Here is a 24226-nt window from a genome sequence, read left to right on the forward strand (position 1 = left end):
CCCGGGTCTGGAAAGCCGGCGCATATGGCCTTCACCCCACTATGAGGTGAGATCATGAAAGCTGCCGTATTGAAATCATTTGGATCGCCGCTTGCGATTGAGGAAGCCGCGGACCCTGTGCTCGGCACGGGCGAGGTCATCGTGGACGTCATCGCAACGCGGGTGCTGTCCTACATGAACGAGGTCTTCAGCGGGGTGCGCAACTATGCGCTCGACCTGCCGATCATCCCGGGGCCAGGCGGCATCGGCCGGGTGCGCGCCATTGGCCCGGACGCGACCAAGCTCAGCGTTGGCGACTGGGTGTTCTGCGACCCGACGGTGCGCTCGCGCGACGACGCCGCAGCGCCCGACATTGCCCTGCAAGGACTCACTGCCCCCGGTGCCGGCGCCACGCGCCTGCAACAGCATTTTCGCCATGGCTCGTTCGCCGAGCAGATGCGGGTGCCGACGGAGAACGTCAAACGGCTTGGCACGATCGCGTCGGAGGACGCCACGCGATGGTGCGCGCTGGGGACGCTGCTGGTGCCCTATGGCGGCTTTCTCGCCGCCAGCCTTCAGCCCGGCGAGACCGTGCTGGTGAGCGGGGCCACCGGCAATTTCGGCAGCGCAGCCGTCTCGGTCGCGCTCGCGATGGGCGCGGCCTGCGTGGTCGCGCCCGGCCGCAACGACAAGATCTTGGCCGACCTCGTCCGCCGTTTCGGCGATCGCGTGAAGCCGGTCAAACTCTCCGGCAACGAGGATGACGACCGCGAGAGCATGAAGCGTGCGGCGCCCGGGCCGATCGACTGCGTGCTCGACATCATGCCGCCCTCGGTGAGCACGAATGTGGTGCGCGCGGCGATCATGACGGTGCGCCCCAATGGCCGCGTCGTGCTGATGGGTGGCGTCGGCATGGCCGGCGGCGCCGGCCTCGAGCTGCCCTACCCCTGGATCATGCGCAACTGCATCAGCATCCATGGCGTCTGGATGTATCCGCCGGATGCGGCAAGCCGCCTGATCGCGCTGGTGCGCGCGGGACTGCTGAGGCTGGAGGAGTACGAGGCCACGGCCTTCGACCTCGACCACGCCAATGAAGCGGTAGCCCATGCCGCAGCCAATGGCGGGCCGTTCAAATTGACGGTGATCCGGCCTTGAACGTCCGGGGGAGCACCATTTTTTTCGTCAGTGCGCCCAAGCACTTGGCTACTGTGCATGGGGTTGTTTTCGCGGTTTTTACTCGAGCTCGACCACCTGGCCGTTCGACAGCGACACGCGGCGGTCCATCCGGCCGGCGAGCTCCATGTTGTGGGTCGCGATCAGCATCGAGACCCTGGTCGCCTTGACGAGCTGCATCAGGGCCTGGAAGACGTGGTCCGCGGTGTGCGGATCGAGATTGCCGGTCGGCTCGTCCGCGAACAGCACCCGCGGAGCATTGGCCACCGCGCGCGCGATTGCAACGCGCTGCTGCTCGCCGCCCGACAGCTCGGACGGACGGTGCGTGATGCGCTCGCCGAGGCCGAGATAGCCAAGGATCTCCTTGGCGCGCTTGACGCTCTCGGATTTCTTGAGGCCGCGGATCATCTGCGGCAGCATGACGTTCTCCAGCGCCGAGAACTCCGGCAACAGCCGGTGGGACTGGTAGACGAAGCCGATATCGGTGCGGCGAAGCTGGGTGCGCTCGATGTCGGGCAGTTGCGAGGTCGGCGCGCCATTGACGTAGACCTCGCCGGAATCGGGCGCTTCCAACAGACCCGCAATGTGCAGCAGCGTCGACTTGCCCGAGCCTGACGGCGCCACCAGCGCGACGGACTGGCCCGCCCACAGCGCGAGCTTGGCGCCGTCGAGGATCGTCAGCGGCACCTCGCCCTGCAAGTACTGTCGCTTTATCTCGTGGAGATAAATGACCGGTACATCTTCCGCCCCCTGCTGCTCCATCAGCCCCTCACTCGTACCGCAGCGCTTCGACGGGATCGAGGCGCGCGGCGCGCCAGGACGGATACAGCGTCGCCAGGAACGACAGCGTCAACGCCATGATCACGACGGCCGAGGTCTCGCCGATGTCGATCTCGGCGGGCAGCTTCGACAGGAAATATAGCTCTGGCGAAAACAGTTCGGTGCTGGTCAGCCAGGACAGGAATTGCCTGATCGATTCGATGTTCAGGCAGATCACCAGCCCGACGATGAAGCCGACCATCGTACCGACCACGCCGATCGAGGCGCCCGTGATCAGGAAGATGCGCATGATCGAGCCTTGCGAGGCCCCCATGGTCCGCAGGATCGCGATGTCGCTGCCCTTGTCCTTCACCAGCATGATCAGGCCGGAAACGATGTTGAGCGCGGCGACCAGCACGATCATGGTGAGGATCAGGAACATCACGTTGCGTTCGACCTGGAGCGCGTTGAAGAAGGTCGAGTTGCGCTGCCGCCAGTCCACCAGAAACACCGGCCGGCCCGCCGCCTCCGTCACGGCCTGGCGGAACGCGACGATCTGATCCGGATTGGTGGTGAAGACCTCGATCGAGGTGACGTCGTTGCTGCGGTTGAAATAGGCCTGCGCCTCCGCGAGCGGCATGAACACGAAGCCGAGATCATACTCGGACATGCCGATCTCGAACACCGCGGCGATCTTGTACGGCTTGATGCGCGGTGTCGTGCCCATCGGCGTGACCGCGCCCTTAGGCGCCACCAGCGTGATGCTGTCGCCGGCGTGCAGCGACAGCTGGTCAGCGAGGCGCCGGCCGATCGCGACCCCCTGCCCGTCATCGAAGCCCTCGAGCGAGCCCTGCTTGATGTTCTTGGCGATCGAGGTGAGGTTGTTGAGGTCGTCGGAGCGGATGCCGCGCACCAGGACGCCGGAGGCGTTCCACGGCGATGACGCCAGCGCCTGGCCGTCCACCACGGGCGCGGCGAGCCGAATGCCCTGGACCTGACTGAGGCGGTCGGCGACGTCCTTCCAGTCGGTCAGCGGCGATTCCAGCGGCTGGACCAGGATGTGGCCGTTGAGCCCGAGTATCTTGTCGAGCAGCTCCTTGCGGAAGCCGTTCATGACGGCCATGACGATAATCAGTGTCGCCACGCCCAGCATGATGCCGAGGAAGGAGAACCCGGCGATGACCGAGATGAATCCCTCCTTGCGGCGCGCCCGTAGGTAACGCCCCGACAGCATCCACTCGAATGGCGCAAAAGGCGCGGTTTGAACAGTTTCGGTCATGGTCTCATCCATCGCTCGATAGTCCCATGATTCGGGGTCAAATGTGGCCGGATTGGCGGCCGCGATCTCGGGCGATGAACAATATTCAGCCGACCAGCCTTATCAGCCCACAAGTCTTGCGACCGCGTCCGCAGGCGACATGGTCTCGCGGGCGCCGTCACTTCGCCGCTTGAGCTCGACTTTGCCGTCGGCGAGCCCTTTCGGCCCGATCATGATCTGCCAGGGGATGCCGATCAGATCGGCGGCCGCGAATTTGGCTCCCGCGCGCTGGTCGGTGTCGTCGTAGAGCACGTCCACGCCCTTGGCGGACAGCTCCGCATAGTGCTTCTCGCAGGCCGCATCGACCGCAGCATCGCCCTGCTTGAGGTTGAGAATCGACACGCGGAACGGAGCAACGGCCTCCGGCCATTTGATGCCGGCGTCGTCATGGCAGGCCTCGATGATGGCACCGAGCAGGCGCGAGACGCCGACGCCGTAGGAGCCGCCGTGGATCGGCACGTCGACACCATCGGGGCCCGCCACCAGCGCCTTCATCGCCTCGGAATACTTCGTGCCGAAATAGAATATCTGTCCGACCTCGATACCGCGGGTGTTCACCCGCTTGTCCGCGGGCACTTCCTGCTCGAAGCGTGCGGCGTCGTGAACGTCTTCCGTCGCCGCATAGACCGAGGTCCATTGCTTGATGATCGGCGTCAAATCGCTCTCATAATCGACGTCCTCGCTCGGCACCGGCAGGTCCAGCACGTCGCGATCGATGAACACGCCGGATTCGCCGGTCTCGGCCAGCACAATGAACTCATGACTGAGATCGCCGCCGATCGGGCCGGTCTCGGCGCGCATCGGGATCGCCTTCAGCCCCATCCGCGCGAAGGTGCGCAAATACGCGACGAACATTTTGTTGTAGGCGACGCGCGCCGCGGCCTCGTTGAGGTCGAATGAATAGGCGTCCTTCATCAGGAACTCGCGGCCGCGCATCACGCCGAAGCGCGGACGCTGCTCGTCGCGGAATTTCCATTGAATATGATAGAGATTCAGCGGCAGGCTCTTGTAGGACTTCACATAGGCGCGGAAGATCTCGGTGATCATTTCCTCGTTGGTCGGGCCATACAGCAGCTCACGCTTGTGCCGGTCGGCGATGCGCAGCATCTCGGGGCCATAGGCATCGTAGCGGCCGCTCTCGCGCCAGAGGTCAGCGAGCTGGAGCGTCGGCATCAACAGTTCCAGCGCGCCGGAGCGGTCCTGCTCCTCGCGCACGATCTGCTCGATCTTCTTCAAGACGCGGAAGCCGAGCGGCAGCCAGGCATAGATGCCGGCGGCCTCCTGCCGGATCATGCCGGCACGCAGCATCAGCCGATGCGAGACGATCTCCGCCTCTTTCGGATTTTCCTTCAGAATGGGCAGAAAGAACCGCGACAACCGCATGGCAATACTCGAGGAATCAGTGATGACTTGCAGTGAAACCGGATTGGGAGCCAAAACACAAGACCGGGAATGAGGAAAACCCGCTAACACAGCGGAATTCCTGTCATTTTTCCGTCGACTTCAGATTCGACGTGATGTGCCGAAGAGCCCGATTCAGGGCGCCGCCACCTCAAGCTCGTCCTCCAGCGTGATCTTCTCGAAATCGCTCACCAGCGCGTCGATCCGCACATGCCAGCGGCCCGCAAAGGGCAGCTCGACCTTGCGCACGTGCCAGTAGCTGTCCGGCCCGAGCGAGGCGTTCCGCTCCATCGGCTCGATGCCGCGTTCGGGCAGGCTCAGCGTCAGCGTCACCTCCTTGGCCTCCAGCACCGCCCCCTCGCCAGTGATGAGCTGCAGCACGAAATCGTCGATACCCGCCTTACCCGGCGAGACCAGGATCTGAAACATCGCCCTGTCGGTGTGGATGTGGATCGCCAGCGGGGTCTCCGGAACGATCGTCCGCGGCGGCGGCGTGAAGCGCCAGCCGGCGACCACGGCGAAGATGCCGAGCGCGATGGCGCATTCGATCACGATCGAGCGCTTCAGGGCCGGCGCAGCCTTGTGATCTCCCGCCAGCGCCGGGGTCAGGCGGAAGCGGTTGAGCGCGGCAAGCGCCAACAGCACGAGGACCAGCGCGAGCTTGATCGAGAGGATGAGCCCGTAGCGGGTCTCGACCGATGCAGACGGATCCTCAAGCTGGACGATGGCGAGCGCGAGGCCGGTCAATGCGAGAACACCAACGACCGGCGCGGCGAGGCGAGAGAAGCGGTTCACGACAAGCAATGCCACGGAGGGCCGCTTCGATAACAGGGCGACCAGCGGTGCGAGGGCTCCAATCCAGAAGGCAACACCAAGACCATGGAGAAAGATTGCCGGCCGGGTCAACAGTTCGGGCGGTGCCGTAGCGGCGTGCCCGGTCATTGCCAGCGACAAGCCGACGCCGACGAAGGCAATAATGGTCAGAGCGCGCGCGCACCACGCGCTGCCTAGCGCCAGCAATGCGAACAGCATTGCAGCGACGGCCACGAGCAAGGCGGGGCCCGCGCTGGTCCCGAATGCCACTTTCCAGGGAGCCATCGTCGCGAGAGCCGACAACGGTAGCCCGAGGAGATCAAGCCCCAACACGCCAAGGGACACCACCGCGCTCGGGAGACCGATGGCGAGCGCCACACGCGGGACGGTTATGCCCGTCATCGACCACGCAACCCAGCGCGCAAAGAACGCGCCGCCGACGCCGACGAAGAGGCCAAGATAGAGACCGACCCGCGCCAGCCAGATCAGCACGTTCAATCCGCGATCGGCGTTTGCGGGAGGTTGCGTCCCCGTCGGCGTGCCTATCGAGAAGATCACCGATCCAACGACGGGATGGCCATCCTGCGAGATCACGCGATAGCTGACGACGGCCGTGCCCTGCGGCAGGTCCGCCGGCATCGCAACCGAGATGGTCTCGCCCGATGCGTTGACGCGCACATCATCCCGCGCCCTGCCCGCGCCGTCGATCAGCCGGATCGCGCCCGGCGTCACTGTCTCGTTGAAACGCAACTCCACCGCCTTCGGCGCGCTCGCGAGCATGCTGCCGCTCGCCGGCTCGACCGCGACCAGCGCCGCGTGCGCCGAAGCGCCGGTCGCGAAACCGACAACGAGGAGCAGCGTCGCGACCGCGGCGAGCAGGCGCATCAGGGTTTTGGCAGGAGTTTTACGCCTGGCGCCGGCGATTTGCTCTCATGCGAATGCCCTGCCCCCTCCGCTGGAATTTCGATCCAGCGACTGAGGCCGGTCTCGCATTCCTGGACGACGGGGAAGTACAGGATCGTGTTCGGCTTGAGCGTGTCGGTCAGGGCCGTGTGCATGACGAACTCGTCATAGTTCTTGTCCGGCAGCTTGCCGCCGGACCAGGTCACCTCCTTGACGCCGGAGGAGAGCTTGTTGCCGTGATAGTCGTATTCGCTGGCGTATTTGCCCTCGACCACGTCAACACTCCAGCCCGCCTTCGGCATCGGTTTCACCGCGATCACGCCTTCCGGGATCTGCACCCGGATTTTCACCGTGGGCGAGCCCGCGCAACCGTGCGGGACGGCGAAGACGGCCTTGTACGATCCCCCCACTGTCGCCTGCTTGCCTTCGAGGAAGACGTGCGCAGTCGCTGGCGTTGCCGCAAATACGCCCAGAAAGATCAGCCAGGTTCGCTTCGACATATTGAGTCTCCCGAAGGTCCAGATCACGCTGGTCACATCTTCATTCCCGAATGATCAGGCATTTTCTTCATCATGTGCCCACTGTCGCCGGGCGCCTGCGCGCCGACGCCTTGGACGTCGAGGGAGACGGCGACCTTGCCGGCCTTCTCGAACTGAAGCGTCACCGGCACCTTGTCGCCCTGCTTGAAGGGACCCTTCAGCTCCTGAAGCATCAGGTGGTAGCCGCCGGGGGCGAACTTCACCGTCTTGCCGGGATCAATCACGAGCCCCTTGTCGAGCAGGCGCATCTTCATCACGCCATTGTCCATCGCCATCTCGTGGACCTCAGCCTTCCCCGCGATATCGGCGGAAACGCTGACCAGCTTGTCTGCCACGGTGCCCTTGTTCTCGATGGTCAGATAGCCGCCGGCCACCTTGGCGCCGCCCGGCGTCGCCCGGCTCCACGGTTGCGAGATGACGAGATCGCCGGCCTTGATGTCCTCGGCCTGCGCGACGGCACAGGCGGTCAGCAACAGTGAAATTGCAAGGAGAGTTCGTCCGATAGTCTTCATGTTGATTGCCTTTTTCGCGATTGATCGGGCCGAGAATGGCCCTGCATTCTTCCACAACGACCTTCCGTCAGCATCGGCATTCGGAATGCCGGCCTGCCGCGGGCCGAATGTAGGCCCAAGCGCCCATTTGCACGTCACCATCGATACCTCATTCCAGCGTATACTGCTCTTCCAGTACCCGGCTCAAACAATGCTGACGTCGCCGTCGCTCGATCGATGATGCTGGCGCTGGCTATGTAGGTCTTGTTGGTGAGATTGCGCCCCTCGATGTAGGCAGACATCGGGCCGCCATTGTCGAATCCGGCTTTCAATCCCAACAGGGCGTAAGGCTCTGTCGTCAGCGTGTTCATGCTGTCGACGAAGTAGGCCTGTGGCACCCATTCGACGTTGGGTCCAACATAGAACCCGGAAGGGTGCTTGTAGAGAAGCTCCGCCCGCAGGTAGTGAGTTGGAGCTCCCGGCAATCGATTGTTTCCGAAGGTCGGATCTTTGTCGAAGCGGAAGTCGTTGAAGGAATAGGCGACATTCAGCCAGACCTTGTCCGGCGCAGGGCCATTGACGAAGATGTCACGAAGGATTGCTGCGCTCGCGCCGGCCTCGATGCCTTGATGAAAGGTGCGGTCGGCATTGGTCACATTGCAATTGCCGAAAGTACTATAGAGGCATTGCAATTCGTCGCGAATGTTGGCCCGGTAGGCCGTCAGTTCCCAGGCATAATCAGATCGCTTCATGCGAGTCCCGATTTCGTACGTGGTCGCAATCTGCGGGCGGATGCTGGTGAACGGGATCGTCGGAATGCCGAGACCAATCGCGCTTTCGCCGAAGCTCGGCACCTCGGCACTCCGCGAGACATTGGCGAAGGCTTGCCAGGCCGGATCAATTTGCCACAACACACCGCCTTTCGGCGACCAGAGATTAAAGCGCGTTGCCCCCGATTGATCCCCGTCGCTGATGAAGCGATCCTGCCGATTGCGGGTCGCGTACAGAAATTGCGTGCCGCCGATCAGCGCAAGATTTGGAAGGACGTAGAAGCTGTCCTCGACATAGGCGGAAATATTCTCCGACCGATCGATCGAGGAAGAAAGCAGTGCGCCCTTCTGCCCGCCAATGTTGGCGAACTGCTGGTTGTCAATGCTGCCGTTCAGCACATTGACGCCTGCGACCAACTTGTTGCGGAAGCCGCCAATGGTGCGGTCATCCGTGATCTTCGCGAATCCGCCGTAGTCCTTGTAACAGTAGTCCAGCCACTGGAAGATCGGATGCATCAAATGGCGATCGACGCCAAAGGCGCCGAATTCGACTTTGGTGTCATCGAAACGAACGGTGGTTTTGTTGGCGAGCCTGACAGTATCGATATTGCGCTGCTGATCCATCGCAACATTCGCGGGTGCAGCAGCTTCCGGATCGGTCAAAGCGGACATCTTGGTCACGGTACCCGGAATTCGCTGCCGCACCTCGTTGGCATTGAGGTAGAACCGTGTCTCGACATCCGCGGAGAACTGATAGCCCACATTACCGCTCAAACGGTTGCTCGAGCCGAAGCTGTGATCGCGAAATCCGTCTGCGGCCTGCGCGGAAGCGGTCACGAAACCATCCCACCGCCCGTTGACGCCTCCCGCGTTCGCCTGAAGTCGTTTGTAGCCGAATCCTCCGACATCGAAGGATACACCGTTCGGAAACGAGTCGCGGCCAGTCGGGGTCACAAAGTTGATCGCGCCCCCCAGCGAATTGGCGCCAAACTGAAGCGCATTGCCGCCCTTGAAGACTTCGACATATTTGTAGGCGCTCGGATCAATCTCCTGGAAATCGCCATAGCCATCCGCGGTGTTGATCGGAATGCCGTCCATATAGAGCTGCACGCCGCGCAGATGAAAATTGCGCGACAGGCCGGATCCGCGAATCGAAAGACGGGTGTCGTCGCCCCATTTGGGCTGGGCGTACACGCCGGGCACGTAATCCAGAACATCCTTGATCGTGTTGGACGGCGTCGAGTTCCTGTAGGCATCGGCCGAGACGAGCGCCACGCCGCCCGGAGTCTGGTCAATTTCCGCCAGCGCTTGTTGAGCAGTCAGAACCGTCAGGGCACCCGGAGCCCCTGCACTCTGGTCGCTCACGGGTTCCTGCGGTGATGGGGTCGTTCGCAGGCTTCGGGTGATGCGGGCCGATCGCGCAGAATTGCGTGGCGGTCGGACCGCCGGCGTACGCTTCTGGTGAGGCGCCTCAACCGTGATCGGCGGCAGCACTGCGCTGCTGTCTTGGGCAAAGGCTCCGCTCGACGACGCAAGCAGCGCGGCCTGAATGGCAACGACGCTCACGCCACGGCGGGCATGACAACGTAACATGGGGCATTCCTGACGCCGGGCTTTCTCTCCGGCCATTCGACAGCATCAATCGCCTGCGGCGGACCGCGGCGATCACGAGAGTCGTCAGGAAAATTGAGGCGGGGCGCGCGCCTGGGCGTTTGTGCCCTTATGGGCCGCGCCGGCGAATGCCTCCGCCGCGCGCCACACCACGCGCTGGGCGTGGCGCAAGGGAACGGAGAGTGCGGCGTGCGGCGGCGAATCGAGCGACGCGCCCACCTGCGCCAGGCAACAGAGGGCACACGCACCGGCATGTGCGACCGGCGTACCCGCCGGATCGTTCAGCCCGCCTTGCTCGCCTGCGCTGTGGCAGATGACGGCGGCGGACAGCGGATCGGCCACGGCCTGGCCGGCCGCCAGACAGGCGGCAATCGGCGCCAGCACCTGCATCACTAGGGCAAGCAGGACCAGAGGTAGGAATTTTTGCAGCCGTGCGCGCATCCGCCGAACCGTTTGTTCGTCTACTAACTAAACACCGGCGGATGGCCAAGTCGAGCCCGGTTCCGCCGCCTTCTTGGTCCCGCGCAAATTCCCCGGAAACTGTGGTCCGGCCGGCCCAAGGGAGGGGACCTCCGGGATTTGAGGCAGTCGAGACCTGGCCCATCCACAGATTTCTTATATTTGTCACACACTTATGCGGCCGGCCGCCCGATCATTTCGTCAATTGCTCGAATTTTGAACATTCGTTGCCGAAAATGATGACAAGTGAGAAAAGTTGATCTAGCATCCTTTTGCTCAGGCTGGCCGCGAGGTCGAAGTCTGGTGGTCCAAGTCTCGGGAGGAGCCCCTGACGCGCAAAATGCAGCGTCGCCCCGCCAATCAAGATCAAATCTTAGAATCGGGGATAATAGGGTCGACACAATTTTCGAGCGGGGCTAGGGCCCCGCTCTTTTTTTGTCTGCGGGGCTAAAGCACCGATGAATCCTTCTCCCAATCCGATCGAACAGAGCTTTGAACTTGCAGCCTCGCGCTGCATCGATCTCACGCCACTCGTCTATCAGCGGCTGTTCGAGCAGCATCCCGAAACCCGGGCGATGTTCCGCACGCTAGGCAGCGAGATCGTGATGGGATCGATGCTCGCACTCACGATCGAGGCGATTCTCGACTTCGCCGGTGATCGCCGCGGGCAATTCCGGCTGATCACATGCGAGGTCGTATCGCACGATGGCTACGGCACGCCGCGCGAGCTGTTCATCGCCTTCTTCGCCGTCATCAGGGATACGCTGCGCGATCTTCTCCGCGATGAATGGTCGCCGGGCATGGCGCAGGCATGGGACCGATTGCTCATCGAGATCGACGCGTTCGCCGCCGTACAGGCCTGACGCTTTGCGCTGCACCAACACGAGCTCGCGGCGACCCCGCCGTTGATTGCGGATTGAGTGGCACCAACTCTTGTGAGACACTTTCGAACATCGGTCGCGCAATCAATGACGCGCCGAGATAGAATTGTATGGGAGCGAGCGATGTCCGGGACGAAAGATTTCTCGACGACGAGGCGCGATCTTCTTCAGGCGGCAGCAACCGCCGGCGCCGCGACTGCCATCCTCGGCAGCATGGGCATAAACCCCGCCCTTGCAGCCGAAGTCGGACGAAGCGAGAAGCCGCTGAAGGCGGCGTTCTCCAACGCGGGCCTCCAGGCGACCTGGTGCGCGCAGGGCAAGCAGGCCGCGGAATTCTGGGGCAAGCTGTTCAATGTCGAGGTCACCTGGTTCGACGGCCAGCTCGATGCCGTGAAGCAACGCGCGGCGATCGACAACATGGCCTCGCAGAAATGGGACTTCGTCGCGATCCAGGCTTTTGGCATCGGCACGCTCACCCAGCCGGTGCAGAAGATGATCGACGCCGGCACGCCCGTGATCGACATGGACACGCTGATTGCGCCGCTCGACCAGATCAACGTCCACTCCTTCCTCGCCCCCGATAACGAGTTCATGGGCGCCTCCGTGACGCAGGCGCTGTGCAACGCCATGGGCGGCAAGGGCAAGATCATCATGACGCAAGGAGCCCTCGGCCACACCGGCGCGCAGGGCCGCGCCAAGGGCTTCAACAATGTCGTGAAGCAATTCCCTGGGATCGAGGTGCTCGACACCCAGCCGGCCGACTGGGATGTGTCGAAGACCGCGCGTCTCTGGGAAACCTACCTGACGAAGTATCCGCAGATCGACGCGGCGTTCTTCCACAATGACGACATGGCGCTCGCCGCCGCCAACATCATGAAGGCGCGGGGCCGCACCAACATCCTGATCGGCGGCGTGGATGCGATGCCGCCGGCGATCCAGGCGGTCAGCGAAGGCCGCATGTTCGCCACCGTGCGCAATCCGTCCTGCCGCATTCATGGCGGCGCCATCATCGCGGGCGTTTCCGCCGTGGTCGGCGGCGAAAAGAGCGGACAGGGCATTCCCAAGAACGTCGTCACCGACGGTCCGGTCGTCACCAAGGCCAACGCCGCCGGCATGCAATGGATGCAGGATCACTTCCTGATCTGAGCCTCCATGCGAGAGGATCGTTCGCCCATCCTGGAACTGCAGGGCATCACGAAGAGCTTCGGCGGCGTCGAGGCGCTTCGTGGTGTCGACTTCGCGCTTTCACCCGGCGAGATCCATGGTCTCGTCGGCGAGAACGGCGCGGGAAAAAGCACGCTGATGAAGATCATCGCCGGCGTGCACACCGAATTCTCCGGCCGCTTCCTGATCGACGGACAGGAGATGCATTTCCGGTCGGCCCGCGATGCCCACAGCGCCGGCATCGCCATGGTGCACCAGGAGCTCTCCGTCGCGCCCGACCTCACGGTTGCGGAGAACGTGTTTCTGGGCAACCAGCCGACCAACGCCCTCGGCCTCGTGCAATGGCGGCGGATGGCGCGGGAGGCCGGCGAGCAGCTCGCCCGCTTCGGCATCGACGTCGATCCGATGAGCAGGCTCGGCGATCTCCCGATCGGGCTGCAGCAGCTGATCGAGATCGCGCGCGTGCTGTTCTCCGGCGCCCGCATCGTCATCCTGGACGAGCCGACGTCCGCCCTCTCTCCGCCCGAGGTCGAGCGATTGTTCGCGACGCTGCGGCGCCTGCGCGAGGAAGGCACGGCGATCGTCTTCATCTCGCATTTCATCGAGGACATCTTGCGCGTGTCCGACACGGTCACCGTGTTCCGCAACGGGCGGAAGGTCGCGGAGACGGCAAGTGCCGCGACCAACAAGGGCGCGCTGATCGAGGCCATGATCGGCCGCGGCGGCGAAGCGCTCGAGCACAGCTACAGCGACGATTTGATGCTGCCCCAACCGAGCGACAGCTCGGTTGTCCTAAGGGTCGACCAGCTGTCGCTGGCCCGCAGCCTGAAGGACATCTCCTTCGAGGCGCGCGCCGGCGAAGTGCTCGGCATCTACGGCTTCATGGGCTGCGGCCAGCAGGAGCTGTCGCGCATCTTGTTCGGCAAGCTGAAGCCGGACGGCGGCACGCTCGCTGTCGAGGGCAAGCCCAAGACCTTCGCGAGCACGGCGGCGGCACGGCGCGCCGGGGTGGCGCTGGTGCCGGAGAGCCGGCGCGCGATGCTGTTTCACCAGGAGCCGGTTTACAAGAACATCTCGATCAGCATCCTCGATCGCATCTCGGCGTTGCTGCTCAAGCCGGCGCAGGAGCGCGACATCGCAAAGCGCCAGGTCGAGCAGCTCCAGATCAGGCCACCCGTGGTCGGCCTCGATCTCGGCATGCTCTCCGGCGGCAACCAACAGAAAGTCGCGCTGGCGAAATGGCTGACCTATCCGCCAAAACTGCTGGTGCTCTGCGAGCCCACTCGCGGCATGGATGTCGGCGCCAAGAACGACGTCATCAACATCGTCCGTGATCTCCGCGCCAGGGGGCTCGCGATCATCGTGCTGTCGACCGAGCCGGAAACGGTGCTGTCGCTGGCCGACCGCATCCTGGTGCTCAAGCGCGGCGCATTGGTGCGCGAATTCAAGAACGAGCCGGTCAGCAAGGACCGCCTGCTGGAAGCGGCGTGACGGAGAAGCACCATGGCAAGCAGTGACACGGCTTTGGCGGCGGGGCAGCGGACGCGAGGGCTTGCGCCCTTCCTGCGCTCGCAGATGCGCAACATCGCCCCGTTCCTGACGCTGATCTTCCTGTCCGGCTTCTTCGCGCTGGCCAGTCCGTCGTTCGCGACGCTGGACAATCTCGGCAACATCCTGACGCAGGTCTCCGTCACAGGCATCATCGCCGTCGGCCTCACCTTCGTGATCCTCTGCGCGGAGATCGACCTCTCGATCGCCAGCATCGCCAACGTCACCGGAATCGCGGTCGCCTACTTCACGCTCCAGGAATCCTACGTCAACATTCCCAACATTCCCCTGCCCGGGGCCGCAGCGATCCTGCTGGCCATTTTGCTGTGCGCGTTTCTCGGCCTCGTCAATGCGCTGGGACTGACCGTGATCGGCATCCCCTCCTTCATCATGACCTTGGCGATGATGCAGATCGCGGCCGGCATCTCGGCGCTGCTGGTGCGGGGCCAGATCGCCTACAAGGTGCCCGGCGTGATCACCACGCTCGGCTCCGGATCGATCGGCGGCATCCCATGGATCGTCATCGTCGCCGCGATCATGCTCCTCTTGGGACATCTGGTGCTGACCTACACGCGCTTCGGCCGCTACGTCTACATGGTCGGCGGCAACCGCGAGGCGGCCGAATATTCCGGCCTTAACGTCAAGCTCATCCTCGGCGCGGTGATGGTCATTTCGGCGGTGTGCTCCGGTATCGGCGGCATGCTCGGTGTCGCTCATTTCGGCAGCGCGCAGCAGAACGAGTTCGACACCTATCTGCTCGACTCCATCGCTGCCGTCGTCGTCGGCGGCACCAGCCTGTTCGGCGGCCGCGGCGGCATCGGCAACACCATCGTCGGTCTCTTCGTTCTCGGTGTTCTCAACAACGGCCTCGACCACGTCAACATCGACAGCTTCCTGAAAATCCTGATCCGCGGCCTGATCCTGCTGGCAGCGCTGGTGATCAATGTTTATGCGCAGCGGCTGAGGGAGAAAGCGGTGGAATAGCCGCCCCTCAAAACAAAAAGCGCGAAAACAACCTCATGCACAGTAGAGACTGTGAGGGAATTCAACGACTTACAAAAATCCGAAATTGTGTAGCTGCGACCGTGGCGGCATTTGACTCGTCGGGCAAAACAGGAGCAGGATGTCATCGTGGCAGCGGGCGCGGATGGGCTCAGGGTCGCTCCCCAAACTCCGTCATTGCGAGCGCAGCGAAGCAATCCAGGCTGCCGCCGCGGAAAGATTCTGGATTGCTTCGCTGCGCTCGCAATGACGACGTGACAGCAGGGGCAATCCAGCCTCACCTCGATCGCGGAGCATGAGAACGCGGCTTAGCTCTCCGCTTTCTCATCCGGCGCAAGCCGCGAGAACCGGAAATTGCAGTGGCTCGCACCGCCCGCTAACGTCTGTGTCCTTTCCAGCCGGATGCCTCGCGCTGCGTAGGCAACGAAATCGAGCCCGCAGATGTTCGGCAAAATGTCCTTGTCGTCATGGCGCGCCGCGAGTTTGCAGAAGCCGCAAGCCTTGTAGTTGATGCCGAACTCAAAACTGTCACCCGTATCAGGCTCGACGAAATCGTAGACGAAATCTTCCGGAAATTCGGTCTGATGGCTTTCAGTCGCGATTCTTGCCGCCTGCTCGCGCAGCAAGGCCTGGTTCTCCGGCGACATGAATTGACGCCCTGAGTCGAGACGCTCCGCTTCAGGCGCGGTGAGCAATTGCGCCTTGTAGGTTTCCCGCTCGATCTCGCCGATCACAGGCACCGGCACGCCGTGGCGCCGCAGCACCCGGCTGATGGCCATAAAACCCATCAGACGCATGAAGAAATCGCTCATGCGGCTTGCCGCGCCGCCGACATAGGGCATTTGGGTGAGCACGATTTCGAACTCGTCCATCACCTCGCGCCTGATCTCGTCGATCTCGGAAAGTTGCGCGCACTCACCCAACATCGCTTCGGCCAAATCGAGCCGATCGCGCATGGCGGCCTCCATTGCACCGCGATGCGCTTCGTAAAACGGATGGATGATCTCAGCCATGGGACACCCGATATGATTGGCTCATTGCAAAGTCGGCTGGTTCACTCCGCGGCGATCGCCTCGATCTCCAGCAGCCATTTGCTGTCGACGGTCTCGACGATCACGACCGTCAGCGCAGGCTGGTGTTCGCCCAGCATCGCGCGACGAATGGAGCGGTTGGTCACGAGTTGATTGCGGTCAGTCAGGAACGTGGTGACCTTGACCAGATGCGCGATGCCAAGGCCGGCGGCAGCAAGCACCTCGATCAAATTGCGCCAGGCCTGCTCGCACTGCGCCTCGAAACCTTCGGGCACGGTGCCGTCGAGTCTCTCCGGCACCTGGCCGCTGATGAACAACAGGCGGCGATACTGCGTCAATTCAAGTCCCATGCAGTAGCCGCCGGCAGGCGCATGGACTGTTGCGGGATTGTGGCTGACGAGGTGAGCTGGGGGCACGAGGTTTCTCCGGATTGCGGGTCGGACCGTATCCGGCGCCATCACCGCTCCGCAAAGCATCATTGCTGCGGTTCAGCGCAAGAAAATCTATTGCAAGGCCACAGCCCATCAGTGTCAAAATGGAGCCCGATGACCTACGCCCTTCCCCCACTCAACGCGCTGCGCGCCTTCGAGGCCGCCGCGCGGCATCTCAGCTTCAAACTGGCCGCACACGAGCTGCACGTGACGCCCGCCGCCGTGGGGCAGCAGGTGAAGGCGCTGGAGGCGCGCCTCGGCGTGCAGCTCTTCGAGCGGCTGCATAAGCAGCTCGTCCTCACCGTCGCCGGTCAGGCCTATCTGCCCGGCGTCTCCGAAGGCTTTCGCCACATTGCGGAGGCGACCTCGCAATTGAAACCGGCAGGTGCGGTGCTGCTGCAATTGGGCATCCATGGCGGCTTCGACCTCCGCCGCCTCGACCTTGCGGCGTTTCGCAGCACGCATGCGGAGATCGGCTTGCGGGTGCTGCATCCGGCCGGCCTGCACGAATTGATCGAGGGCAAGGTCGACCTGCTGCTCGCCCGCGGCCTCGGCCACCATCCCGGCTATCGCTGCGACCGGATCGATCAGGGATCGGGTTTGGGCGATTGGCTGGTTGCGCCTGAAGGCACCGCGGATTGCCCGGAGATCGTCAGTTTTCGCGCGTGGCTGCGTGGCCTGTCGGCGGAGAACTCGATAGCGAATCGCCGCCCTCGTCTGGTTGGTGGCAGACGATAGGCTCGACCGGCACGGAGGGTAACGGAGATAGAGCGACGCTCGCTGCACCAATTTCGTCACTTCGCCAACACCTCACCGCGTGCCCGTCCGCCCGCGTTTCAAGCACAGGCCCCGGCTCGCGCCGACACACAGCCTCCGCATACCGGCATCGCGGGCTGAATGCGCATCCGTTCGGCGGATTGAGCGGGTTGGGAAGGTCGCCCCCTGTCGTCGCCAGCGGCGCATGGCGCAAGGGATCGGGGATGGCGGCGATCAGGGCTTGCGTATAGGGGTGCGCGGGCCGTTCGAAGATCTCGCGCCAGTGGCCGTTCTCGACGATGCGGCCGAGATACATCACGGCGACCTTGTCGCTCATGTGTTCGACGACGCCGAGATCGTGGCTGATCATGATGTAGGAGAGGCCGAGCGTTTCCTTCAATTCCAGCAGCAGATTGATGATCTGGGCGCGGATCGAGACGTCGAGCGCCGAGACCGGTTCATCGCAGATGACGATCTTCGGATTGAGGATCAGCGCACGCGCAATGCCGATGCGCTGGCGCTGGCCGCCTGAGAATTCATGCGGGTAGCGGTCGGCCTGCTCCGGCCGCAGGCCCACATGCCGCAGCATCTTCGCGACGCGGTCCTCGATCTCGCTCTTGGCCGTGACGCCATGCACGCGCAGGGGATCTTCCAGCGTGCGGCGAACGGTCTGGCGCGGATTGAGCGAGGCGTAGGGATCCTGAAACACGATCTGCACGATGCGGGCCAGCGCCTTCCGATCGCCGGATGGTCGGTTGGTCACGTCCTGTCCGTCCAGCACGATGCGGCCGCGCGTCGGGGTCACGAGGCCAAGGATCGACAATGCGACCGTCGACTTGCCGGAGCCGGACTCGCCGACGAGGCCGAGGCATTCGCCCCGCTTCAGGGTGAGATCGACGCCGTCAACGGCACGGAGCAGCCGCCGGCCGCGCCCGAGCAGGCCGCCTCCGAGCGGAAAATGGACCGCGAGATCTCTGACGCTGAGAATGACATCGTCGTCCGGCCGTGTTTCAACCAAACTAGCTTGCGGCTCATGCATGGTGGTGACACCTGACCAGGCCGCCGGCGTCCAGCAAATCCGCTTCCGGCGGGGTGGTCCGGCAAATATCGGTCGCCTGGGCGCAACGCGGATTGAACCGGCAGCCGTTGGGGAAATTCGTGATGGCCGGGACCACACCCGCGATCTCCGTCAGGCGGGTGCGGCCAAGCGCTGCGCGACTGCCGAGCCGCGGCAGCGAGGCAACCAGGCCTCGCGTATAGGGGTGCGAGGGTGCCCGGAAAATATCGGCCGAGCCGCGCTCCTCGACGATGCGGCCGGCATACATCACGGCCACGCGGCGGCAGACATTGGCGACCAGCCCCAGATCGTGGCTGATCATCAGGATTGCGGTTCCCCGCTCGGCACACAGATTCCGCATCAGCTCGATGATTTCGGCTTGCACGGTCACGTCGAGCGCCGTGGTCGGCTCGTCGGCGATCAGGAGATCCGGACCGCAAGCGAGCGCGATGGCGATCATCACGCGCTGGCGCATGCCGCCGGACAGCTGGTGCGGGTAATCCTTCACGCGCCGCTCCGGGGCGGGAACGCGCACGCTCGCCAGCGCCTCGACCGCCAGTCTATCGGCTTCCCGCCAGCTCTTGCCCTTGTGCAGCACGAACATCTCGGCGATCTGCCGGCCCACCGGCGAGACCGGGTTGAGCGCCGTCATCGGCTCCTGGAAGATCATGGCGATGCGATTGCCGCGCAGATCCCGTTGCCTGGCGGCTGAAAGGTGCTGGATCTCCCGTCCCTCAAACCGGATGACACCGCCGCCGATCGACAACGGCTGCCGCAACAGGCCGATCAAGGCCAGCGCCGTGATGCTTTTGCCGCAGCCGGATTCGCCGACAAGGCCGAACGTCTCGCCGCGATCGATGCGGAATGAAATGCCCTCGGCCGCCGCAACGCGCCGCGATCCATCGTCGAGATCGATACGCAAATCCTCGACTTCGATCAGCGGCGTGCGGGTCATGTGCGCCGGCTCCGCGATTGCGGATCGAGAATGTCGCGCAGGCCGTCACCGAGCAGATTGAGGCCGAGCACCGTCAGGAAGATCGCAAGGCCGGGAAACACCGAGAGCCACGGCGCGGTCGTGATCTGATCGCGGGCATCCGACAACATGCTGCCCCAGCTCGGAAACGGCGGGCGGACGCCGAGGCCGAGGAACGACAACGCGGCTTCGGACAAGACCGCGCTGCCCATGCCGAGCGTGCCGATGACGACGATCGGCCCTAGCATGTTCGGCAGCAGCTGCGTGATCATGATGCGGAGATCGCCGTAGCCGAGCACGGTCGCGGCCTGCACATAGCCCTGGCTCCTCAGCGACAGCGCCGAGGCCCGCGCGATCCGGCACGTGAAGGACCAGTTGGTCAAGCCGAGTGCGATCAGCAGGCTGGTCAGGCCGGGACCGAGCACCGCCATGATGGCCAACGCGAAGATCAGCGAGGGGATCGCGAGCATGAGATTGGTCAGGCCGTTGACGACATCGTCCCACCAGCCGCCCCAATAGCCGGCGCTCAGGCCCAACGCGACGCCGATGACGCTATTGATGAGCTGCGAGACGATGCCGACCGTCAGCGAAACCCGCGCGCCATAGACGACGCGGGAATAGATGTCGCGGCCTTGGTCGTCGGTGCCGAACCACCAAGTCCAGCTCGGAGGCTCTTCCGCGTTGAGCAGATTGGCGTCCAGGACAGGATCGGTATGCGCCAGCCATGGCGCGAGCAGGCCGACCAGGATCGCAAGCGCGAACAGCGCGCCACCGATGATGAGATTGGCGCGGAGCTTCATGCGTATCTGATCCTGGGATCGATCACGCCGTAGAGCACGTCGATCAGCAGATTGATAGCGAGAAAGGACAGCACCACGACAAGAATGGAGCCCTGGACGGCCGGAATGTCGCGCTGCAGGACACTGTCGACCAGCAGCGAGCCGATGCCCGGCCAGGAGTACAGTTTCTCGACCACGACCGCCTGCCCCATCAGCCCGCCGAACTGCAGGCCGACGGTGGTGAGAATGATGACAAGCGCGTTGCGCATCACATGCCACTTCACGACTCGGGTCTCGCTCATGCCCTTGGAGCGCGCGGTGCGGACGAAATCCGCGGTCATGATCTCGAGGACCGCGGCGCGTGTCGTCCGCGCGAACAGCGCCATCGGCGAGACGCCGAGCGTCACGGCCGGGAGGATCAGATATTTCAGTCCGCCATCGCCATAGCCGAAACTCGGCAGCCAGCCGAGCTTCAACGCGAACAAGTACATCAGCACCAGTCCGAGCCAGAATTTGGCGATCGAAAGGCCTGATACCGCCACGACCATGGCCAGCGTGTCGACGATACCCCCCGGCTTCAGCGCGGCGATGAAACCCAGGGGAACACCGATCACGACGGAAAACGCCATGGCGGTGAAGATGAGCTGGAGCGTCGGCCATATCCGCTTGGCGATCATGAACGTCACAGGCTCGCGCGTCCGGAACGACGTTCCGAAATCACCGGTCGCAAGCTTGGCGATGTAGGCGCCGAAGCGGACATAGACGGGATCGTCGAGCCCGAGCTGCTTCTTCATGCGCAGCTCGACCTGCGGATCGGCATCGTCGCTCATCGACGAGACGATGCTGCCGGGAACGACGCTGAACAGCACGAACACCAGAGCCACCACTGCGAGCACGGTCGGAATGGTCTGCAGCAGGCGGCGGAACAGGAAGGAGAGCATCGGCACTTTTCCTCTCTCCCTCCGTCGTTCATGGCGACGGAGGGAGCGCGAGAGCGCGTGTCACTTCGCGGGCGAGGTCTCGTCGACCCAGAGGTCTTCGACGTTCTGATGGGTCAGTTCGGTCGCATTCAGCTGAACCCCCTTGAGCCACGGCTGCACGGCCATGACCGCCTTGTTGTAGTTGAAGAACCAGACCGGCGCCTCTTCGTAGAGAACAGCATTGGCCTTCTGCAGCAGCTGGGTACGCTTTGCAGCGTCATCGGACTGCCCCGCCTCGTCGATCAGCTTGTCGAACTCGGCATTCTTGAAGTTCATGTAGTTGCAGGCCGACTGCGGTGTCGATGAGTGGAAGCATTTGAGGGCGGCCTGCGGATCGGGTCCGGTCGCCTGCGAATAGACAAAGGCCTGGTAGTCGCCGCTGCGAACCACCTCCGCCAGCACCGCGGTCTCGACCTGCTTGACCTTGGCCTTGATGCCCACCCTGTCCAGCATCGGGATCACGGCCGAGACGATCGGCAGACCCCAGCTCTCGTTCTGGCTGGTGGTCCATTCGAATTCGAAGCCTGAGGGATAGCCGGCGTCGGCGAGCAGCTGCTTGGCCTTGGCGGGATCGAAGGCGTAGGGCTTCATGGCCTTGTCGTAGGCGGTAGAGGTGAGCGGCAGCCAGCTGGTGGCCCGGTAGGCCTTGCCCTTGACCAGCTTGTTGATGATCAGGTCGGTGTCGATCGCGTAGTTGATCGCCTGCCGGACCCGCTTGTCGGCGAACGGCTTGAACGCGGGATTCATCCCCATGTAGCGGGTGAAGACCTCGGCGACTTCCACGACCGTGCCCTTGAGGTCGGCGTCGTTCTGATAGGCGACATATTGCGCCGGTCCCAGCACCGAGGTGTCGATCTCCTTGTTGCGGAAGGCGACATCGCGTGCCGCGGCCTCCCCCATGACCGACACGATGATCTTGTCAGCGTAGGGCTTGCCGGGCTTGTAGAACCGATCCCAGCGCTCCAGAACGATGCGCGACCCCGGCACGTGCTCGACGAATTTGAAGGGTCCAAGACCGATCGGCTTCTGGAGAAAGCTCTCCTTGGCGGCCTCGTCGGCGGGATAGATCGACGTGATCGCGTTCCAGAAGTAGAAACCTGGATCGACCTTCTCGGTCAGCTTCATCTCGAAGGTAAAGTCGTCGATTTTCTTCAGGCCGGAGATCTCCTTGGCCTGGCCCTTCTCGACCGCCGCCGCGCCCTCGATCACGCGGACATAGCGCGCACCGGGATAAGCCTTGGTGCCGTCCATGATGCGGTTGTAGGTCCAGATGATGTCGTCGGCCGTCATCTTGCGGCCGTTGTGGAAATAGGCGTCGTCGCGCAGCTTGAAGGTATGAACGAGGCCTCCGCCCGAGACGACGTCCTCCTTGGCAAGCGCCAGAACCGGCTTGCCTTCCGTGGAATTCCAGATGTAGAGCGACCGGTGCAGCGCCTTGGCGTAGATCTCGTCCTGGGCGCGCTGCGTGGTAAGAATGTCCAGGCTGGTGAAGCTCGAGCCATAAGGCGCGGTCATGCGGATGGTTCCGCCCTTGCGCGGCGTCTGGGCCTCCGCCGAGGCCACCAGTGCCAGCCCCAAACCCGCGATGATCGCCACTATCCTGAACATCATGGTCCCTCCGACAACGCAGCGTGCTCTGGTCCGAGAGTTGACCATCCACGGCACGTCGAGCGCAAGCGTCTTGAAGGGGTTGACGTATGCGAGCGTCGCGCGCGGGCCCCACCGATTTGCGCAGAAGCCCGCTAGAACTCCGGCTGCCAGTCGCGCAATTTTCGCGCTGCAGCGGTGACATCCGCGATGGTCGGAAACGCCCCCACCTCGAGCATCATCGCCCTTGCCAGCCTGACGGCGCGTGCTTCGCTGATCGCGCGCCGGCGCGGATCCTCGATCAGCTCGAAGTCGATATTGTGGGCGAGGCCGAAGATGCGGCGGATGGTTTTTGCCGCGGCGAAGCCGACCGTGTCCGCGAACAGCCGCTGCATGTAGGCCTGCCGCTCGGCTTCCAGCCGTGCCGCGCCTGTCTCGCCGGCGAACAGTGAGGCGGGATAGGCATCGCCTGCGGCGCCAGCGCGCCAGAGCTCGAGGAACTTTCGCGTAAAATCGTTCCAGACCGTTTCCACCGTCTCCAGCACCCAGGCCTCGAAAGCACGCCGTTCGCCCGGCGTGCGCTCATGCCCGGCGGAGGCAAAATAGGCCATCAGGAGGTTGGCCAGCACGGCGCCGACATCGAAACCCATCGGGCCGTAGAACGCGAATTCGGGGTCGATCACCCGCGTCTCGCCGCCCGTGACCATGATCGAGCCGGTGTGCAGGTCGCCGTGGAGCAGCGCCTCGGGGCTCGCCATGAACTTCAGCTTCAACCGGGAGATCGCGACGTGGAGGTCCATATCCTCGCGAAGCTCTGCGGCGAGCGCATCGAGATACGGCGCAGTCCAGCGGTTCTGCTCGGCGACGCGGTAAGGATCGGTGAAGATCAGATCCTCGGTGATCTTGCACAGCGCATGGTTGCCGGCGAAAGCTGCGATGCCCTGCTTCTTCTCGGCCGCCGACACCGCGAGGTCGGAGGTGAAGAACAATGTCCGCGCCATGAAGGTGGTGATGTCATCGACAAAGCGCGGATACTGCGAGCCCGCAACCATCCCCTTGCGCATGATGATGTGGGGCTCGAGCAGCTCCATCACCGTCAGCGCCAGGGCCTCGTTGTGATGCAGCAGCGCCGGCACGAGGCCGGGCGCGAGCTCGGCCTGCCGCGACAAAGCGAGATATTCGTAATGAGCCCGGGACAACGGCAGCGGCCAGCTCTCGCCGACGAGGCGGACATAGGGCAGCGCCTGCTTCACGGCGATGCCGCCGCGGCCGCCCTTGACGATGAAAACGAGATTGAGATTGCCGTCGCCGACTTCGGTGATCGACCAGGAGGCCGGCTCGCCGCCGAGGGTCGCGGCGAGATCCGCAACGCCCGCGAGATAGTCCCGCAACGCCGCCTCATGCAAAATCCGGTAGTCCCCCTGCCCCTGCGCCATGACGATCCCATCCCATGCTTGGCATGGCCGTATCGTTACTCCCGCTCCAGGAAGCTCGAGCCGATCTCGGCCTTTCTTTTGATCGGATCGTAATCACAATAGACGCTGTCCGCCACCAGCGTGTAGCTGGCGCTGACGGTGTATTTGTCTGTTTTGACCGAGTTCAGGCCGATCACCGCGGTGCTCTTGCCGCCGTTCCATTTGAATGGGGTCGAGCTCTTGGCCTGCTCGCAGGCGATCACGGCCTCGTTGAAGACATAGCCCTCGACGAACGCCTTCAGGGTGCGCACCTGCACGGCCATCTTCCACTCGAAATAGCCGATGGCGCCGAGACCGGCGACGATCAGCACTAGAAGCGCGACGACGATCCTCTGAAAAGTCATTC

General features: G+C 63.5%; 23 protein-coding genes. 6 read left to right on the top strand and 17 right to left on the bottom strand.

Annotated elements, in window-relative coordinates; translation table 11 throughout:
• Positions 1–54: 54 nt before the first annotated feature.
• Positions 55–1134 carry a zinc-binding alcohol dehydrogenase family protein gene (locus tag IVB13_RS02530; protein ID WP_247487570.1) on the top strand — a complete coding sequence of 360 codons (1080 nt, stop codon included), beginning with the start codon at positions 55–57 and terminating at the stop codon, positions 1132–1134.
• 78 nt (positions 1135–1212) lie between these two features.
• On the opposite strand, the gene IVB13_RS02535 is transcribed toward IVB13_RS02530, so the two are convergent.
• The 8 genes from IVB13_RS02535 to IVB13_RS02570 all read right to left on the bottom strand — a co-directional run bounded on the left by IVB13_RS02535 (position 1213) and on the right by IVB13_RS02570 (position 10198).
• A complete protein-coding gene (locus IVB13_RS02535) occupies positions 1213–1914 on the bottom strand; it encodes an ABC transporter ATP-binding protein (RefSeq protein WP_247487571.1) in 702 nt (233 codons plus the stop codon).
• A gap of 7 nt (positions 1915–1921) precedes the next feature.
• Positions 1922–3202, bottom strand: coding sequence for a lipoprotein-releasing ABC transporter permease subunit (locus tag IVB13_RS02540; protein ID WP_018455057.1), 1281 nt, complete (start codon positions 3200–3202; stop codon positions 1922–1924).
• Between the two features lie 90 nt (positions 3203–3292).
• Positions 3293–4612: a proline--tRNA ligase gene (gene proS / locus IVB13_RS02545; protein WP_247487572.1), complete on the bottom strand. Its 1320-nt coding sequence runs from the start codon at positions 4610–4612 to the stop codon at positions 3293–3295.
• Positions 4613–4765: 153 nt separating this feature from the next.
• Positions 4766–6328 (bottom strand): CopD family protein, encoded by a 1563-nt coding sequence (locus IVB13_RS02550; RefSeq protein ID WP_247487574.1) that lies wholly within the window; start codon positions 6326–6328, stop codon positions 4766–4768.
• A complete protein-coding gene (locus tag IVB13_RS02555) occupies positions 6328–6846 on the bottom strand; it encodes a YcnI family protein (RefSeq protein WP_162496494.1) in 519 nt (172 codons plus the stop codon). Before IVB13_RS02555 ends, IVB13_RS02550 begins: the two co-directional genes overlap by 1 nt.
• 32 nt (positions 6847–6878) lie before the next feature.
• The gene (locus IVB13_RS02560; RefSeq protein ID WP_247487577.1) at positions 6879–7397 is read right to left on the bottom strand and encodes a copper chaperone PCu(A)C; all 519 of its coding nucleotides are present in this window, start codon (positions 7395–7397) and stop codon (positions 6879–6881) included.
• 134 nt (positions 7398–7531) lie between these two features.
• Positions 7532–9739 (bottom strand): TonB-dependent receptor, encoded by a 2208-nt coding sequence (locus IVB13_RS02565; protein WP_247487579.1) that lies wholly within the window; start codon positions 9737–9739, stop codon positions 7532–7534.
• An 84-nt stretch (positions 9740–9823) separates the two neighbouring features.
• Positions 9824–10198 (bottom strand): DUF2946 family protein, encoded by a 375-nt coding sequence (locus tag IVB13_RS02570; protein ID WP_247370267.1) that lies wholly within the window; start codon positions 10196–10198, stop codon positions 9824–9826.
• Positions 10199–10674: 476 nt separating this feature from the next.
• Between IVB13_RS02570 and IVB13_RS02575 the strand changes: the two genes are divergently transcribed.
• The 4 genes from IVB13_RS02575 (at position 10675) to IVB13_RS02590 (ending at position 14793) form a co-directional block, all read left to right on the top strand.
• Positions 10675–11079: a globin gene (locus tag IVB13_RS02575; protein WP_085353314.1), complete on the top strand. Its 405-nt coding sequence runs from the start codon at positions 10675–10677 to the stop codon at positions 11077–11079.
• Positions 11080–11220: 141 nt separating this feature from the next.
• Positions 11221–12243, top strand: coding sequence for a sugar ABC transporter substrate-binding protein (locus IVB13_RS02580; protein ID WP_007610940.1), 1023 nt, complete (start codon positions 11221–11223; stop codon positions 12241–12243).
• 6 nt (positions 12244–12249) lie between these two features.
• Complete coding sequence (locus IVB13_RS02585) at positions 12250–13752, top strand: sugar ABC transporter ATP-binding protein (protein ID WP_018455067.1); 1503 nt, start codon at positions 12250–12252, stop codon at positions 13750–13752.
• A gap of 12 nt (positions 13753–13764) precedes the next feature.
• Positions 13765–14793 carry an ABC transporter permease gene (locus IVB13_RS02590; RefSeq protein WP_085353317.1) on the top strand — a complete coding sequence of 343 codons (1029 nt, stop codon included), beginning with the start codon at positions 13765–13767 and terminating at the stop codon, positions 14791–14793.
• Between the two features lie 326 nt (positions 14794–15119).
• Here IVB13_RS02590 and IVB13_RS02595 read toward each other — a convergent pair whose 3' ends face one another.
• Both IVB13_RS02595 and IVB13_RS02600 read right to left on the bottom strand, forming a co-directional pair.
• Complete coding sequence (locus tag IVB13_RS02595; protein WP_247487581.1) at positions 15120–15824, bottom strand: L-2-amino-thiazoline-4-carboxylic acid hydrolase; 705 nt, start codon at positions 15822–15824, stop codon at positions 15120–15122.
• 41 nt (positions 15825–15865) lie between these two features.
• On the bottom strand, positions 15866–16258 hold the full coding sequence (locus tag IVB13_RS02600) for a RidA family protein (protein ID WP_026232871.1): 393 nt from the start codon (positions 16256–16258) through the stop codon (positions 15866–15868).
• A gap of 129 nt (positions 16259–16387) precedes the next feature.
• Here IVB13_RS02600 and IVB13_RS02605 point away from each other — a divergent pair, with 129 nt between their 5' ends.
• The gene (locus IVB13_RS02605; RefSeq protein WP_247487583.1) at positions 16388–17011 is read left to right on the top strand and encodes a LysR family transcriptional regulator; all 624 of its coding nucleotides are present in this window, start codon (positions 16388–16390) and stop codon (positions 17009–17011) included.
• Here IVB13_RS02605 and IVB13_RS02610 read toward each other — a convergent pair.
• The 7 genes from IVB13_RS02610 to IVB13_RS02640 form a co-directional block, all read right to left on the bottom strand.
• Positions 16926–18068, bottom strand: coding sequence for an oligopeptide/dipeptide ABC transporter ATP-binding protein (locus IVB13_RS02610; protein WP_247298478.1), 1143 nt, complete (start codon positions 18066–18068; stop codon positions 16926–16928). The two genes, IVB13_RS02605 and IVB13_RS02610, sit on opposite strands and share 86 nt — an antisense overlap.
• Positions 18061–19041, bottom strand: coding sequence for an ABC transporter ATP-binding protein (locus IVB13_RS02615; protein WP_018455073.1), 981 nt, complete (start codon positions 19039–19041; stop codon positions 18061–18063). Before IVB13_RS02615 ends, IVB13_RS02610 begins: the two co-directional genes overlap by 8 nt.
• Entirely contained in the window at positions 19038–19859 is an 822-nt protein-coding gene (locus tag IVB13_RS02620) for an ABC transporter permease (protein WP_007603580.1), read from the bottom strand. The genes IVB13_RS02615 and IVB13_RS02620 overlap by 4 nt, the downstream gene beginning before the upstream one ends.
• Entirely contained in the window at positions 19856–20779 is a 924-nt protein-coding gene (locus IVB13_RS02625; protein WP_018455074.1) for an ABC transporter permease, read from the bottom strand. The genes IVB13_RS02620 and IVB13_RS02625 overlap by 4 nt, the downstream gene beginning before the upstream one ends.
• 60 nt (positions 20780–20839) lie before the next feature.
• The gene (locus IVB13_RS02630; RefSeq protein WP_247487688.1) at positions 20840–22426 is read right to left on the bottom strand and encodes an ABC transporter substrate-binding protein; all 1587 of its coding nucleotides are present in this window, start codon (positions 22424–22426) and stop codon (positions 20840–20842) included.
• Between the two features lie 134 nt (positions 22427–22560).
• Positions 22561–23841, bottom strand: a complete 1281-nt coding sequence (gene mtnK, locus IVB13_RS02635; RefSeq protein ID WP_018455076.1) for an S-methyl-5-thioribose kinase — start codon at positions 23839–23841, stop codon at positions 22561–22563.
• Between the two features lie 35 nt (positions 23842–23876).
• Complete coding sequence (locus tag IVB13_RS02640; RefSeq protein ID WP_007603574.1) at positions 23877–24224, bottom strand: hypothetical protein; 348 nt, start codon at positions 24222–24224, stop codon at positions 23877–23879.
• Positions 24225–24226: the final 2 nt, after the last annotated feature.

Origin of the sequence: Bradyrhizobium sp. 17 (assembly GCF_023073515.1) — a bacterium.
Lineage (GTDB): Bacteria > Pseudomonadota > Alphaproteobacteria > Rhizobiales > Xanthobacteraceae > Bradyrhizobium > Bradyrhizobium canariense_D.

Bases quoted from the DNA above. Each gene is read 5' to 3' on its own strand.
- IVB13_RS02530 (WP_247487570.1), top strand. From the start codon at position 55: ATGAAAGCTGCCGTATTGAAATCATTTGGATCGCCGCTTGCGATTGAG.
- IVB13_RS02535 (WP_247487571.1), bottom strand. From the start codon at position 1,914: ATGGAGCAGCAGGGGGCGGAAGATGTACCGGTCATTTATCTCCACGAG.
- IVB13_RS02540 (WP_018455057.1), bottom strand. From the start codon at position 3,202: ATGGATGAGACCATGACCGAAACTGTTCAAACCGCGCCTTTTGCGCCA.
- proS (WP_247487572.1), bottom strand. From the start codon at position 4,612: ATGCGGTTGTCGCGGTTCTTTCTGCCCATTCTGAAGGAAAATCCGAAA.
- IVB13_RS02550 (WP_247487574.1), bottom strand. From the start codon at position 6,328: ATGCGCCTGCTCGCCGCGGTCGCGACGCTGCTCCTCGTTGTCGGTTTC.
- IVB13_RS02555 (WP_162496494.1), bottom strand. From the start codon at position 6,846: ATGTCGAAGCGAACCTGGCTGATCTTTCTGGGCGTATTTGCGGCAACG.
- IVB13_RS02560 (WP_247487577.1), bottom strand. From the start codon at position 7,397: ATGAAGACTATCGGACGAACTCTCCTTGCAATTTCACTGTTGCTGACC.
- IVB13_RS02565 (WP_247487579.1), bottom strand. From the start codon at position 9,739: ATGTTACGTTGTCATGCCCGCCGTGGCGTGAGCGTCGTTGCCATTCAG.
- IVB13_RS02570 (WP_247370267.1), bottom strand. From the start codon at position 10,198: ATGCGCGCACGGCTGCAAAAATTCCTACCTCTGGTCCTGCTTGCCCTA.
- IVB13_RS02575 (WP_085353314.1), top strand. From the start codon at position 10,675: ATGAATCCTTCTCCCAATCCGATCGAACAGAGCTTTGAACTTGCAGCC.
- IVB13_RS02580 (WP_007610940.1), top strand. From the start codon at position 11,221: ATGTCCGGGACGAAAGATTTCTCGACGACGAGGCGCGATCTTCTTCAG.
- IVB13_RS02585 (WP_018455067.1), top strand. From the start codon at position 12,250: ATGCGAGAGGATCGTTCGCCCATCCTGGAACTGCAGGGCATCACGAAG.
- IVB13_RS02590 (WP_085353317.1), top strand. From the start codon at position 13,765: ATGGCAAGCAGTGACACGGCTTTGGCGGCGGGGCAGCGGACGCGAGGG.
- IVB13_RS02595 (WP_247487581.1), bottom strand. From the start codon at position 15,824: ATGGCTGAGATCATCCATCCGTTTTACGAAGCGCATCGCGGTGCAATG.
- IVB13_RS02605 (WP_247487583.1), top strand. From the start codon at position 16,388: ATGACCTACGCCCTTCCCCCACTCAACGCGCTGCGCGCCTTCGAGGCC.
- IVB13_RS02610 (WP_247298478.1), bottom strand. From the start codon at position 18,068: ATGCATGAGCCGCAAGCTAGTTTGGTTGAAACACGGCCGGACGACGAT.
- IVB13_RS02615 (WP_018455073.1), bottom strand. From the start codon at position 19,041: ATGACCCGCACGCCGCTGATCGAAGTCGAGGATTTGCGTATCGATCTC.
- IVB13_RS02620 (WP_007603580.1), bottom strand. From the start codon at position 19,859: ATGAAGCTCCGCGCCAATCTCATCATCGGTGGCGCGCTGTTCGCGCTT.
- IVB13_RS02625 (WP_018455074.1), bottom strand. From the start codon at position 20,779: ATGCTCTCCTTCCTGTTCCGCCGCCTGCTGCAGACCATTCCGACCGTG.
- IVB13_RS02630 (WP_247487688.1), bottom strand. From the start codon at position 22,426: ATGTTCAGGATAGTGGCGATCATCGCGGGTTTGGGGCTGGCACTGGTG.
- mtnK (WP_018455076.1), bottom strand. From the start codon at position 23,841: ATGGCGCAGGGGCAGGGGGACTACCGGATTTTGCATGAGGCGGCGTTG.
- IVB13_RS02640 (WP_007603574.1), bottom strand. From the start codon at position 24,224: ATGACTTTTCAGAGGATCGTCGTCGCGCTTCTAGTGCTGATCGTCGCC.